Genomic DNA, 12827 nt, shown 5'->3' with positions numbered 1-12827 from the left:
CCACCTGCTGAGGGAAGATAGCTAGGGAGTGCTGTGGTTTTAGTCGTGGAGTTTGCCCTCGGCCTTTAGATGCCGCACCCGGATTTGTAGAGCAATAGCTGCCAGGATTACCGAAGCGAAGGTTCCCATCAGCACCCCTAGAGAGCCGGCATGGGTCAGATCTGCGTCCCCTCTAAAGGCCAAGTGGGAAATTAGCAATGCCACGGTGAAGCCGATACCGGCGGTTAGCGAAACTGGAAGTACATCCCGCAGCCCCACGCCTTTGCCTAAGGTGAGAGGGGTCAGCTTAGTAAAGATGGCTACAGAACCGAAGATTCCGATGACCTTGCCGATTGGCATTGCCACCATTACTGAAAGCGCAATTGGGTGAGTGATTACGTGGAGCGGCCCGCCCGCTACATCCACCACGTTTACCCCGGCAGCGAAGAAAGCGAAGATAGGCACTGCCAACCCGGCACTAAAGGGGTTGACTGCTTCAGTAAGACGTTCGGTTTCGGGTTCGGTTTCGCCAGCGATCTGTTTGGCGGGAACCGTCATCCCCAGCAGCACTCCAGAGATAGTAGCGTGGACTCCCGAGTCGTGCATGAAATACCAGGTTAGAATCCCTAAGGGAACTAGAATCCACCAGCGGCCCCACCGTTTTTGGGCTAAGAAACCGAAAACTGCGGCGCAGACGAATGCCAGCAGTAGGGAAACAATCTTCATTCCCGTGGCGTAGAAGATGGCGATCACTAAAATCCCGCCCAAGTCATCGGCGACCGCCAGGGTCAGCAGGAAAGTCCGGGCAGCTAAGGGCAGTCCGCGTCCAAAGATCTGTAAAATAGCAACCGCAAAGGCAATATCGGTAGCGGTGGGGATCGCCCAGCCGTGCCAGGCATTATCACCTGAAATTGCGGTGCCTACTAGATAGACACAGGCCGGGCCGGCCATCCCGAAAACGGCGGCAATAATCGGCATCGCCGCCACTTTGATATTGTGCAGCGAACCTATCGCGAACTCTTGTTTTAATTCCAGACCTACGGCAAAGAAGAACAGAGTCAGGATTCCGTCTTGCGCCCACTCGTGTACCGCTAAATGTAGCCCTAGGGAATGCGGGCCGAACTCGAAGTTAGACAGCGCCATATAGCCTTCGCGCACCGGGGAGGGCGCATTCGCTAAAATTAGCGCCAAAATGGCGGCCGAGACCAAAATCATGCCCGCCACAATGTCGTTGGCTAAAATTCGTTTTATGGAGGTAAAGACCCCGTGAGGGGATTCCTCGTCGTAATCCTTCGGAGAAGGAATCGCCAAATCCTGGTAATCCGGGGGAGTTACCAGTTCTTCGACCTCTTTTTCTAGGGGGAAGTAGTGGACAGCGTCTTTATTATCTTGCTTTGGAGAATGATTGTTCTCGGCATCATGTTTGTCCTGCATGCCCCTATGCTAACCCTTCTTTGTTTCGACTTTCGCGAAACGCTAAGGTTTAATATGAAGTGGCGTTTTACAAAGGACACCTGCTTTTGATAAAACAAAACTTGGTTGGTGCGTTAAAGCACCCGAAGGGCACTTAAAAGCCCCGGTAAGCCCCCGTAGCCCAATCGGTAGAGGCAGCTGACTTAAAATCAGTCCAGTGTCGGTTCGAGTCCGACCGGGGGTACCATCCATTATTTTTCCGGAACACACTCAGAAACCTTTAAGAAACTTTAGCTATTAATTTGATTAGAAGCGCTGCTTTTAGCTCTGGCGATTGTCGGAGGGCGACAAGTAAAGTTGCAAAACGGAAGTGGCTGGTAACTAAAGAAAGAGAGATCCAGATGGCAAATCCGGTTATGAATCAAGTAGGCGAGCAGATGCGTCGCACCCCGGCTGGGTATCCAGAAATGCCTGGTTATCAGGTAGGGAATGATCCCCGGGCGGCTAATCCGGTTTACCCGCAGTCAGCTACCCCTGGCGTTCCCGGACAAAGCACCTATAATCCTGGACAAACCACCTTCGATCAAGGTCAGCAACTGGGGGTGCCCCAAAGCACCTCCCGTCCGATGACCTTAGATGATGTGCTGGTACGTACCGGTTTGAGCTTCGGGGTAATGATCCTGGCGGCAGCCGCACTATGGTTTTGGGGAGTAAGCGACCTAGCGGCGAACGTGGGAACTATGCTCACCATTTCCTCGGTTTCCGCTCTAATAGCTTTTGCTCTGGTACTGGTGCATTCCTTCCGCAGAAAGCCCTCAGCGGTGATTACCTTGGGTTATTCCTTCTTCGAGGGGCTGTTTATCGGCGGTATTTCGGCATTCTTTGAATACACTTACCCCGGGATTGTAATCCAGGCGCTGATTGGAACAGCAGCGGTATTCGTTACCTGCCTAGTGCTGTTCAAATCCGGGCTGGTGCGGGTGAACTCCAAGTTCATGAAGATCATGTTGCTGGGCATAGTATCGATTGTTGTTTACCGCCTTTTGGCGATGGTTCTGGCGATGGTTACTCCCTCCAGCGCTGTCGGCAATATGGATCAAATAACCCTCTTCGGTTTGCCCTTGGGACTACTAGTAGGCTTATTTGCGGTAATCTTCGGGGCAATGTCACTAATCTCTGATTTCGATATGGTTCGTGAGGGAGTGCGCCTGGGGGCTGACAAAGATATGGCCTGGAGCTGCGCCCTGGGAATCATGGTGACTGTGGTTTGGCTCTACATCGAGATTCTGCGAATCATCGCGATTCTTCGAGATAACTAAGCAGATAACTAAATAGCAAACTTTGCTTCGGGGCGACTACTATAAGCTGTAGTCGCCCCGAAGTGTTTTTAGGGAAGTATTTTTTAGGAAGGAACCTAGCTGTGCCGGTGATTGTAAGAACCCCGACCTTGGTTGATGCTGCCGGCGCAGCCATGGCGCACCGCCGGATATTAACTGAAACTATTCCTAGCCAGGTGCCTCAAAGCTATTGGGAAAAGCACTCCGAAGAAGCCCTCCTTGAGTATTGGCACCAGCAAATCCTGCAGACGAAGGGCAGGAAAATCGCCTTTGCTTCCCGGGGAAGGCAGGTAGTGGGGATGGCCTACGTAACCGCGTCTCCTGACAATGACCACCAACTAGGGCCGGCTCCTCGCGCCCTCGACATTGCGTTCTTTGGGATTATCCGCCAGTTCTATACCCAGGAACTCGCCCAACGCCTCCTGGACTATGTTCTAGATCCCGACACCCCCGCCCAAGCCTGGGTGCTTCGCTCCGACCAAGTAAAACGCCGTTTTTTGCGGGTCAATGGTTTTACCTTAGACGGACTGAGCCTGATCGAGGAGGAATCGGGGGAGACAATTTCCCGGATGACTCGCTAACCGGTGGGGTTTTGAGACTATCCGCATTAGTGAAAGTAAAAAGCGTCACTGTCTTAGCGAGTGGTTTGCAAGAGAGTTGCGGGGCGCTGCTAGGGTTAAGCTATGAATTCTCGTCTTGACTGGCTCGCGCAAGCATTTCGGCGTCTACTTGACGCACTGCATAGGCAGAGAAAAACACCTGTTCCGGCAGTTCGGGACGCAGGCTCGTATACTCAAGACCTCCCGGATATAAAGCCAAATAGGGAAGATGCCTCGCAAAAAGACACGGTGCCGCTGACCTTGCGGGTAGCGGCTGATTGGTCGTGGCGGCTACTGGTGGTGGCAGTGGCTTTTGCCGGCTTCCTTTATGTCGCCAGTAAATTCCAGGTAATCGTGATTCCGGTAGCGGTGGCACTGTTATTATCGGTGCTTTTAGAACCCGCACTGCGACTTTTATACGTGAAACTGCATTTGCCTCGGACACTGGCCGCCGCCGTCACTTTGATTATCGGGGTGGGGATAGTGGTAGCCATGATCTCGGTGGCTACCACCCAGTTGGCTACCGAACTTCCCAATTTGATTGGGCGCACTAAAGCTGGCGTAGACGAGGGAATTCACTGGTTGGCCACCGGGCCGTTGGAGATGGACACCGAGACCGCCTCCAAGCTGTGGGCGCAAGCCCAAGACCAAATCCAAAATTATGCACGCCAGAATGCGTCTTGGCTAGCATCGAATGCCCTGGGAACCATGTCGGCGGTGACCTCGGCTTTCACCGGGGCGCTGACTGCCTTGTTCTGTTTGTTCTTCTTCTTAAAAGATGGGCGTAAGCTGTGGCAGTGGTTCTTGCGGTTGACTCCGCGTTCGGCGCGCCACCCGCTAAACGAGGCGGTTATTCGCGGCTGGGTTACTCTCGGCGCCTATACCCGCACCCAATGCCTAGTCGCGGCGATTGACGCGGTGGGTATTGGTGGAGGTGCCTACCTGATTGGGGTTCCCTTAGCGATCCCGCTGGCAATCCTGGTGTTCCTGGCGGCCTTCGTGCCGATTCTGGGTGCGATTCTTTCGGGGATGATGGCAGTAGCTATCGCCTTGGTAGATAAGGGATTCACCACGGCGATCGTGATGCTAATTATTATTTTGGTGGTTCAGCAGCTGGAATCCAACTTGCTGCAGCCAGCATTAATGTCTAATGCGGTTAGCTTGCATCCGGTGGCAGTATTGCTGGCAGTAGCCGGTGGCGGTGCCTCGATGGGAATCGTAGGCGCGATTTTCGCGGTTCCGATTTTGGCTTTCGTAAACACCACAGTGCTCTACCTGCGGGGTTATGACAGCTTTATTCGTCTTTGTTACCAAAAAGATCGCCCCGGCGGTCCTCCTGGATCCCTCGATAAGGAACTCGCGGAGGCAGCTCGCCCCAGCGAACAGAACCTGTCAGAGGCGCGGGAAGCCAAAGCCGCCGCTGAAGAAGACGGGGAGCGGCGTACCCCTCGTGAACATGCGGAACAGGCAGAGAAAGTGCAGCTGGAGATTCAAGATACTCTTTCCGAGTTTGCGGCCGCAGATCCGAATCAGATTGTGCCAGCGGATGCCAAAACCGATTTCGAGGTAGGGGCAACGACCAAGATTCAGAAAGTTGTGGAGGCTGAACACGCCGCCCGGCAAGAAGACCAGGATCTGCCCTCAAAAGCAGACAATTCTGAGGACGAAGAGGAATAGTTTTTACTTGCCCATGCGACGCTCACGGAGAGCAAAGTCGCGCAGGGCGCGGTAGAAATCAATCTTACGGAAGTCCGGCCAAAAGGCTTCACAAAAGTAGTATTCCGAATGGGTAGATTGCCACATTAGGAATCCCGATAGGCGCTGTTCACCCGAGGTACGGATAACTAGATCCGGGTCGGGTTGGCCCGCAGTATAGACGTGGGAAGTTATTTCGTCCACGGAAAGTTCTTTGGCCACGGCACTTAAATCCGCTCCCTCGTTGGCCTTTTCCAGGAGCAACTCCCGCACGGCCTCGGTAATTTCTTCGCGCCCGCCATAGCCGACAGCGATATTTACGGTTAGGGGAGAGTCCTGACAAGAATGTGCCACTGCCTCCCGCAGGCGATCTTGTACCGGGGCCGGCAGCAGGGAAAGGTTACCGAGTAAACGGAGGTGCCAGCGCCCTAAAGAAGCTATTTGCTCTACTACTCCGCAAATAATGTCAAAAAGTTTCGTGAGTTCCTCACCGGAGCGGCGCAGATTGTCGGTAGACAGCATCCAGAGAGTCACTACTGGAATTCCGACCTCTTCGCTCCAACCCAAAAATTCCAGTGCCTTATCGGCACCTACCTTATGGCCCGTTTCCGACTCCGCACCCACTTGATGAGCCCAGCGCCGGTTTCCATCTAAAATTACTCCCACGTGGCGCGGCAAAGATTCGGTGGGTAGTGCCTTTTCTAGGTTGCGGGCATAGAGGCGATATACCAGGTCAGTAAGGTGGGTCAATCTTGCTCCTTTAGGGGTAATAGTTGGATTTTACCCCCTCCGGCGAGCAGTTGACAGCATTTATAGGGTGCATTAGCGTTGGTCGCGAACAAGCTATCCTACCTTGGCTTTTGGACTAGGGCAGGTTTCTATTCGAACTGAGGAGCACGGATGACACCTGATGACGGACGATACGTGCAGGTGAGAACGCGGATAAAAGATTCTTTCAATACCTTGCCGAAACCCAAGTTGCGGGGCTGGATTCATACCATAACCACCCCGCTGTCCTTAGCTGCCTCGATTGTGTTGATTTGTCTAGCAGACACCACCGCGAAACGCTGGGCGTGTGCCGTTTACCTGGTTTGTTCGCTGCTACTTTTCGGAGTTTCGGCGCTCTACCATCGCATCGACTGGGGCAAACGGGCGCACAGCGTAATGCGCCGTCTTGATCACTGCAATATCTTCCTTTTAATTGCGGGATCTTATACTCCCATAGCGGTTTCGTTGCTACCTTATCCGCAGGTCAGAAATCTTTTGCTGCTGGTATGGCTGGGAGCCTTGGCGGGCATCTTGCTTTCTATATTTTGGCCGGGGGCTCCCCGCTGGTTGTATGTGCCCATCTATATTTTGCTGGGCTGGGTGGCACTGGCATATATGGAGCCGCTACGCCAAGCCGGGGGATTAGTGCTTATTTGGCTGCTAGTGGCGGGGGGACTCAGCTACTCGCTAGGCGCCGTGTTTTACGGGATCCGCTGGCCAGGTAGACGCGCCCGCTACTTTGGGTATCACGAGATTTTCCATGCCGGCACGGTGGCGGGCTGGACCTGTATCTGCATCGCCGCCTATTTCGCTGTGCTATCCTGACCGGCACTTATATTGGAAATAAGTTATTAGCTTTTTGTAATAGCAACTTCAGCAGCAATTTGTTACACTGATACCTGCTGTTTACTGACCGCGCCCGGCGTGGTCAGTCTTTTATTTATTAGCTGAGGAGAACACGATGGCAGAGAAGACCTGGATGACCCAGGAATCATATGACCGTCTAAAAGAAGAGCTACGCCATCTCCAAGAAGTAGAGCGTCCGGCGATTGCCCGTCGAATCGATGAGGCCCGGCAAGAGGGCGACTTGAAGGAAAACGGCGGTTACCATGCGGCGCGCGAACAACAGTCCTGGAATGAAACTCGGATTCTGCAGCTAAAAGAAATTATAGAGAACGCCGAGGTTGGCGAGCCTCCCGCCGATGACGGGATTGTAGAACCGGGGATGGTAGTAAAAGCAACCTTAGGCCGGCGGGAAGTTAAATTCCTGATGGGGTCCCGGGAAGCCAGCCCCGATGTGGATATCGATGTTTATTCCCCGGATGCTCCACTGGGGCAAGCAATTATGGGACATAAAGTGGGGGATACTGTTGATTACCAGGCTCCCAACGGCAAAAACATAAAGGTAAAGCTGCTGGAAGTTACCCCTTTTGAGTAACCAGAGGTGATAGTAGCCAGAGGCAATCCGGAGAAACTGAAACTTTCGGAAGTGAAGGGCGGGTTAAAGCTACTCCTCCTTCACCCAACGCCGAGCGCCCGGAGAAGTAATCGCTAAGATTGCCAGCACCGACAAGGTAGTGGAAGTGATCCATAGGGGAGTTCCGGAGGCGCCTTCGATTCCCAAGGACTCCATCATCCGCACGATCACCGTTACGGTAAGCACCAAGAGCAGTCCCAGACGCATCCATCTTTGGTGACATAAAGTTCCCACGATTAAGACGGTAAGTAAGACCGCTAACGCCATAAAACCCCAGCCTGCCAGGTTAGTCTGGTAAAAAGAAAACCCCAATTCATCTGCATATTTTGGGTTGGTAGCGAGGATATAGCCAATCGCCGCCAGTTCCAAGGCGTGCAGAACCGTCAAAGTAATCCCACAGGCCAAAGAAGTGGCTGGTACTTCGCGATCTCGCAGCAGCCGGCGCTTATTTTTCTTCTCTGCCTGTTCGCGGGAAGAACGCAGATAACCCTTATGTTGCAAAGCCAAGTTTTCGCGCCGATTCAGATGTTCTTCACTTACCAGATTGGCTTCAATCACCGGCAGGCTTCCATCGGTTTGTACCCGGTCACCTCCGCCGTTGCGCGAGTGATACGCGCTGGTAGCATCGGGAATCACGTCTACTTCTACGCTGGTACAGGCCGCCCGGACGGTATCTACTACATGGTCACGTTCAATATCGATGTTCTCGTCAATCTTGTGGGTGATTTGCAAAGTGAACAACGACAGACCGACCGCCTTGTCGAAAGTTGCCGCTGCCAGCCAATCCGCTTGGAATCCCCCCGGCAGTTTCCAACCTTCCGGAACCCTCCAAAAACGCACATGATGTCGCTGACTGGGATTGCCGTCTACCTCTTGTTGATAGGCAAAATCTTGTTTCTTCCCGAAAAGATAGAGCGGGGAAACTGGAGCCGCCGGGTAGGAACGCTTAAAAACACTGGCGAAAATAATCTTCCAAGAAGAAGAAAGCGTAATCTCGTCGGCCATCGTCCAGCCCGCTGCCTGCATCGCCAGGTGAATATCCTCCTCTTCTCCCAGCCAAGCTAGGTTAATAGGATCCCCCAGAATCCCATCCCCGGTTTTAGAACGCCCAATGTAATAGTCCGGAACGTAGAGCGAAGACATTATTTGATGTAGACGTGGCAGCGCCAGATAAGCCAAAAGCACCCAGAAAAAAGTTAAATAGACCAGGATAACCAGGGAAAGCTGGAAACCATGTTTGAGGAGGATCCAAGCCAGACGCACGGTTAAAACCGCCGCTATCACCACAAAAACGTAGTCGATAATCTGGTAAAGGGTGAGGGGAGCAGATTTGTGATAGCCCAGCTTTTGCCCTAACTCAAAAGGCAGGCTTTCGTCATTTTCCGATCCTGCCCCCGCGCTAGCCTCTTGGTCTTTAGTAGCCACTAGGGCGCCCTCACTCGCGCTTGCTGGCCCCTGTTTCTTGCCCTCGGTTTTTTGAGCCGGCTTATCTTCGCTGGTTGCCATGACCTATTCCGATTTCTTGACCTGTTCCAAACGCTGCTTGGCCTCATCTAAGAAGGATTGGCAATGGTTGGCGAGCTGTTCCCCGCGCTCCCACACCTTTAAAGATTCCTCCAGGCCTAGCTTGCCGGACTCCAGCTGAGCGATCGCGGCCACCAACTGTTCGCGCGCCTGCTCATAGGAAAGTTCCCCTACGGGAACTTCAGTTTTTTCTTCACTCATCACTGTCTCCTGAACTATTTTTCTGATTCGTACCAAAAACCTTGGTTACTGCCGTTCCATCAGCGAAAATCGCCTCTAGTAGATCGCCTTTATTTACCTGCGATACCGATTTGATGACCCCGCCAGCAGGCGAGCGCAAAATACTGTAGCCGCGCTCCAAAATCCCTTGGGGAGAATAGGCTTTCAAAGCATCTCGCCATCCGCGCAGGGAAGTTACCTGATTTTCTAACTGAGTTTCAAAACGAAAACGCAGCCGTTGACTGTCTATTGCCAAAGAATGTTCCTGAGCAGCAATAACTGCGGAAGGATCCGCCATAACTGGGCGCGCGCGCAACTGGGCTAACTGCCCTAAGTGTTGATCTAAGAGGGCGAGTATCTGGGTGCGCAAACGGGAGCGGGCTCCCTCAACCCCCAGGGATTCCTCCTGTAAATCAGGAACAATCTTTCGCGCCGCATCTGTGGGGGTAGATGCCCGATAGTCAGCCACGAAATCCAGTAGCGGCGCGTCCTCCTCATGACCAATAGCGGAAACTAGAGGGGTACGTGCCTGAGCCGCCGCCCGCACTAAGGATTCTTCAGAAAATGGCAGCAGATCCTCGACCGCGCCGCCGCCACGGGAAATTACAATCACCTCTACTTGGGGGATTCTGTCCAGTTCGGCCAGTGCCCGGGTTACTTCCGCAGCGCAAGTGGGGCCTTGTACCGCCACTTCCCGCACCTCAAACTCGGCTAGCGGCCAGCGCGCCAAGGCATTCACCATCACGTCCTGTTTGGCTTTCGCGTTGCGCCCTACAATCAACCCGATTTTGCGGGGAATCACCGGTAGCGGCTGCTTGTTTTCCTGCGCAAATAAGCCCTCGGCAGCTAGTTTCTTGCGGAGTGCCTCAATCTGGGCAAGCAGGTTACCCACCCCGACCGCGTGAACTTCTTTCGCCATAAGGGAAAGAGAACCCGAACCCTCATAAAAATCCGGTTTCGCGTAGACAACTACTTGCGCGCCCTCGGAAAAGTTAGCTCCCACCGAGTCGAGGACTGTAGGCCAACACTTCACCGTCATCGAAGTGCTTTGGTTAGCATCCCGCAACACGAAGAAAGCCATGCGCGCACCCGGACGCTGCTTATATTCCACGACTTGCCCGCTCACCCACAGTGGCGACATCCGGTTAACGTATTTCTTGATATTAGCGGTCAGCAAAGACAGTGGCCACGGGTTCTCCCGAGTGGTTTGGGCGGCCGTGGGAGCCAGCTGTTGCTTGGGAAAATCCGGATTTGTGCGCACCGCTTCATTGTACCCACAGGTACTTATAAGTAGTCACCCATTCGGCGGGAAGAAAAATACCTGAGTAGGATAGGGGCGTGGCAACAAAGAAGGTACTCTTGGCATCCCCGCGCGGATATTGTGCGGGAGTAGATCGTGCGGTGGACGTAGTCGAAAAAGCCTTAGCGCTCTATGGAGCCCCGGTTTACGTGCGTAAAGAGATTGTGCATAACAAGTTTGTAGTCGAACAGTTAAGCGCTAAGGGCGCGCGCTTTGTAACCGAACTCGATGAAGTCCCCACCGGGGCACGGGTAGTGTTTTCCGCCCACGGAGTATCCCCGGCGGTGCGGGAGGAGGCTAAACGGAGGGGATTAAAAACCGTGGATGCCACCTGCCCCTTGGTGACTAAAGTTCACCGCGAAGCCCTACGTTTCGCCAAAGCCGACTATGACATTGTGCTGGTAGGGCACGAAGGACACGAGGAGGTAGAAGGCACTCAAGGGGAAGCTCCCGACCATATTCAGGTAGTGGGGGACCCCGAAAGCGTTAACCAAGTGCAGGTGCGCGACCGGGAAAAAGTGGTGTGGCTATCGCAAACTACTTTGAGCCTGGATGAAACCAGGGAAACCGTAGAGAAACTGCGGGAACGATTCCCCGAATTGAGTGATCCCCCCAGCGAAGATATTTGCTTTGCTACCCAGAACCGGCAGGGGGCAGTAAAAAAGATTGCGGAACAGGCCGAAGTAGTAGTGGTAGTGGGGTCTGCAAATTCCTCTAACTCGGTGCGCCTGAAAGAAGTGGCAGAAGTAGGTGGAGCCGAGCGCGCCTATCGCATCGATCAAGCCTTAGAGATGGAAGCTGACTGGTTTGACGGCGTTCAAACCGTGGGGCTAACCTCCGGAGCCTCCGTGCCAGAAGTGCTGGTAAAAGAGGTTTTAGCGCAGCTGGCACAATGGGGTTTTGCTGAAGTAGAAGAAGTGGAAACCGCCCAGGAAACCGTAACTTTTGCGCTGCCCTTGCCGCTACGTAAAGAACTTAAAGAAGCCGGGATGATCACCACCGATAATCGGCGACGCACCAATGACCCGGGGCATACCTGTTAGCGGTAACTATGCTGACCTCTATACCCTTCGTTACTATCTTTTGCCTGGCAGCTATAGGTTTGCTGCTAGCGTTGCCACAGATGATTCGCAAACCCGGGCGCTACCTGCGTTCGGTTTTGATTGTTTTATTAGTAGCCATCATTCAGGTAGTGGCAGTCGGGTTGCTGGTTAACTTGCCGATGCAATACGTGTCTACTCCCAGTCAGCTATGGCAGATGGTCAGCAGTCAGCAAGACACTGAAGTGAAAATCAGTGATACCCAGCGGGGAAGGCTGCTAGCCAAGCGCGTACCCTCTGCCTTGGAAAAAATGAATCCCTTAACCGCACCAGCCCTGCCGGGGCAAGAGGAATGGTCCCCAAGTTTTAAACCCTTGTCGAAAGGCCGGCAGCTAACGGTGTTTTCCGGGCCGAAATCTGGGGTAAAAGAACAGGTGATTGTGTGGACCCCGCAGGGATATGATCCGGGCGATAAAACCACCACCTATAACGTTTTAGAGTTTATCCACGGCTATCCCGGCTCTCCGGTATCGGTCGCCCTCGCCCTCGATTTTTCTCACAACCTGCAAAAGGCGATTGATAGTGGCGAAATTGCCCCCACTATCGTAGTTATTCCAGAAGGAAACGTTGACCTTAAACCCCCAACCTGTGCAGATGTGAAGAATGGGGCGCAAACTGCCACTTGGCTCAGTTTTGATATTCCTAAAATGGTGCGCTCCAGTTTCCCGAACGTATCCGATAAACGAAAAGACTGGATGATCGCCGGAAACTCTTCCGGTGCCTATTGTGCGGGACGTCTGGGGATTCTTTATGGTGATGTTTTTGGAACTAGCGCGGTACTCTCCGGTTACGACCAACCGATTGTGGGGTCTTGGGGAGGAAGCGGTAGCGCCGGTTTTCACGACAACACCCTTTCGGTTTTAGCGGAGAAGAAGCGCCCCTGGCCAGTAAATATGTATGTTTCTGGGGCGAGGCTAGATAAAGATTCCCGGGGTTTAGCGAAGACTTTATCGCAGGCGGCGTTTAAGCCGGGCGACCGAGTGCAGCTACATATCGCGGCGGAGGGCGGACACAACTGGGCTACCTGGCGACAGCAAATGCCGGAGCTTTACCGTTGGTGGGAGCAGGTACGAAGTAGCGATGCGCCTAAAGCTGCCCAAGTTAAGGGCGCCGATTCTGTCTTAACCGAAGGGAAACCCGCGTTGTTTTCCCTGATGGGGTGGGGAACGATTACGCTTGCGGGATTGGTGGCCATCTTGGCTTTGATGGCGCTGATTCGCCGAGTACCGAAAGTGATGAAAGTGGCTAGTCGCGCGGCCTATTTTCGCGCCCTAGCTGGATCGATAGCAGCTATGCTGTTAGTGATCGTGGCGGTGATGCTTCCTGCTAACCGCTTCGGGGAGTTCTATACCTCGCTTACGGAGATTGTGCACACCATTACCGGGGGCGGTTAGCGTTTCCTGCTAGATTTCCCGC

12 protein-coding genes and 1 tRNA gene are annotated in these 12827 nt (G+C 53.5%); 8 read left to right on the top strand and 5 right to left on the bottom strand.

Annotation, left to right across the window (positions count from 1 at the left end; all coding sequences use genetic code 11):
* Positions 1-39: 39 nt before the first annotated feature.
* On the bottom strand, positions 40-1413 hold the full coding sequence (gene nhaA / locus KO216_RS05520; RefSeq protein WP_215523280.1) for a Na+/H+ antiporter NhaA: 1374 nt from the start codon (positions 1411-1413) through the stop codon (positions 40-42).
* A gap of 149 nt (positions 1414-1562) precedes the next feature.
* On the opposite strand from nhaA, the gene KO216_RS05515 reads away from it, so the two are divergent.
* From KO216_RS05515 to KO216_RS05500, 4 genes are all read left to right on the top strand, one after another.
* Positions 1563-1639, top strand: a tRNA-Leu gene (locus KO216_RS05515).
* A gap of 154 nt (positions 1640-1793) precedes the next feature.
* Complete coding sequence (locus tag KO216_RS05510) at positions 1794-2711, top strand: Bax inhibitor-1/YccA family protein (RefSeq protein ID WP_215523279.1); 918 nt, start codon at positions 1794-1796, stop codon at positions 2709-2711.
* A gap of 101 nt (positions 2712-2812) precedes the next feature.
* A complete protein-coding gene (locus KO216_RS05505; protein WP_215523278.1) occupies positions 2813-3310 on the top strand; it encodes a hypothetical protein in 498 nt (165 codons plus the stop codon).
* Positions 3311-3412: 102 nt separating this feature from the next.
* The gene (locus KO216_RS05500) at positions 3413-5005 is read left to right on the top strand and encodes an AI-2E family transporter (RefSeq protein WP_215523277.1); all 1593 of its coding nucleotides are present in this window, start codon (positions 3413-3415) and stop codon (positions 5003-5005) included.
* 3 nt (positions 5006-5008) lie between these two features.
* On the opposite strand, the gene KO216_RS05495 is transcribed toward KO216_RS05500, so the two are convergent.
* The gene (locus KO216_RS05495) at positions 5009-5773 is read right to left on the bottom strand and encodes an isoprenyl transferase (RefSeq protein WP_215523276.1); all 765 of its coding nucleotides are present in this window, start codon (positions 5771-5773) and stop codon (positions 5009-5011) included.
* A gap of 150 nt (positions 5774-5923) precedes the next feature.
* On the opposite strand from KO216_RS05495, the gene trhA reads away from it, so the two are divergent.
* Both trhA and greA read left to right on the top strand, forming a co-directional pair.
* Positions 5924-6616, top strand: coding sequence for a PAQR family membrane homeostasis protein TrhA (gene trhA / locus KO216_RS05490; RefSeq protein ID WP_215523275.1), 693 nt, complete (start codon positions 5924-5926; stop codon positions 6614-6616).
* 136 nt (positions 6617-6752) lie between these two features.
* Entirely contained in the window at positions 6753-7229 is a 477-nt protein-coding gene (gene greA / locus KO216_RS05485) for a transcription elongation factor GreA (RefSeq protein ID WP_215523274.1), read from the top strand.
* Positions 7230-7298: 69 nt separating this feature from the next.
* On the opposite strand, the gene KO216_RS05480 is transcribed toward greA, so the two are convergent.
* Genes KO216_RS05480 through xseA form a run of 3 tightly spaced genes read right to left on the bottom strand, consistent with a single transcriptional unit; the run spans position 7299 to position 10272 of the window.
* On the bottom strand, positions 7299-8774 hold the full coding sequence (locus tag KO216_RS05480) for an LssY C-terminal domain-containing protein (RefSeq protein WP_215523273.1): 1476 nt from the start codon (positions 8772-8774) through the stop codon (positions 7299-7301).
* 3 nt (positions 8775-8777) lie between these two features.
* Positions 8778-8993, bottom strand: coding sequence for an exodeoxyribonuclease VII small subunit (locus KO216_RS05475; RefSeq protein ID WP_215523272.1), 216 nt, complete (start codon positions 8991-8993; stop codon positions 8778-8780).
* On the bottom strand, positions 8986-10272 hold the full coding sequence (gene xseA / locus KO216_RS05470) for an exodeoxyribonuclease VII large subunit (protein ID WP_251451892.1): 1287 nt from the start codon (positions 10270-10272) through the stop codon (positions 8986-8988). The genes KO216_RS05475 and xseA overlap by 8 nt, the downstream gene beginning before the upstream one ends.
* Before the next feature lie 77 nt (positions 10273-10349).
* Between xseA and KO216_RS05465 the strand changes: the two genes are divergently transcribed.
* Together KO216_RS05465 and KO216_RS05460 are read left to right on the top strand one after the other, a co-directional pair.
* Positions 10350-11354: a 4-hydroxy-3-methylbut-2-enyl diphosphate reductase gene (locus KO216_RS05465; RefSeq protein WP_215523271.1), complete on the top strand. Its 1005-nt coding sequence runs from the start codon at positions 10350-10352 to the stop codon at positions 11352-11354.
* A gap of 8 nt (positions 11355-11362) precedes the next feature.
* Complete coding sequence (locus KO216_RS05460) at positions 11363-12805, top strand: alpha/beta hydrolase (RefSeq protein ID WP_215523270.1); 1443 nt, start codon at positions 11363-11365, stop codon at positions 12803-12805.
* Positions 12806-12827: the final 22 nt, after the last annotated feature.

This window comes from Varibaculum prostatecancerukia, from assembly GCF_943169825.2.
In the GTDB taxonomy this organism is placed as follows: domain Bacteria; phylum Actinomycetota; class Actinomycetes; order Actinomycetales; family Actinomycetaceae; genus Varibaculum; species Varibaculum prostatecancerukia.
The sequence above is the reverse complement of the archived record's forward strand: the minus strand, read 5'-3'. Positions and strand labels throughout refer to the sequence as shown.

Bases quoted from the DNA above. Each gene is read 5' to 3' on its own strand.
- greA (WP_215523274.1), top strand. From the start codon at position 6,753: ATGGCAGAGAAGACCTGGATGACCCAGGAATCATATGACCGTCTAAAA.
- KO216_RS05475 (WP_215523272.1), bottom strand. From the start codon at position 8,993: ATGAGTGAAGAAAAAACTGAAGTTCCCGTAGGGGAACTTTCCTATGAG.
- KO216_RS05500 (WP_215523277.1), top strand. From the start codon at position 3,413: ATGAATTCTCGTCTTGACTGGCTCGCGCAAGCATTTCGGCGTCTACTT.
- KO216_RS05460 (WP_215523270.1), top strand. From the start codon at position 11,363: ATGCTGACCTCTATACCCTTCGTTACTATCTTTTGCCTGGCAGCTATA.
- trhA (WP_215523275.1), top strand. From the start codon at position 5,924: ATGACACCTGATGACGGACGATACGTGCAGGTGAGAACGCGGATAAAA.
- KO216_RS05510 (WP_215523279.1), top strand. From the start codon at position 1,794: ATGGCAAATCCGGTTATGAATCAAGTAGGCGAGCAGATGCGTCGCACC.
- KO216_RS05480 (WP_215523273.1), bottom strand. From the start codon at position 8,774: ATGGCAACCAGCGAAGATAAGCCGGCTCAAAAAACCGAGGGCAAGAAA.
- nhaA (WP_215523280.1), bottom strand. From the start codon at position 1,413: ATGCAGGACAAACATGATGCCGAGAACAATCATTCTCCAAAGCAAGAT.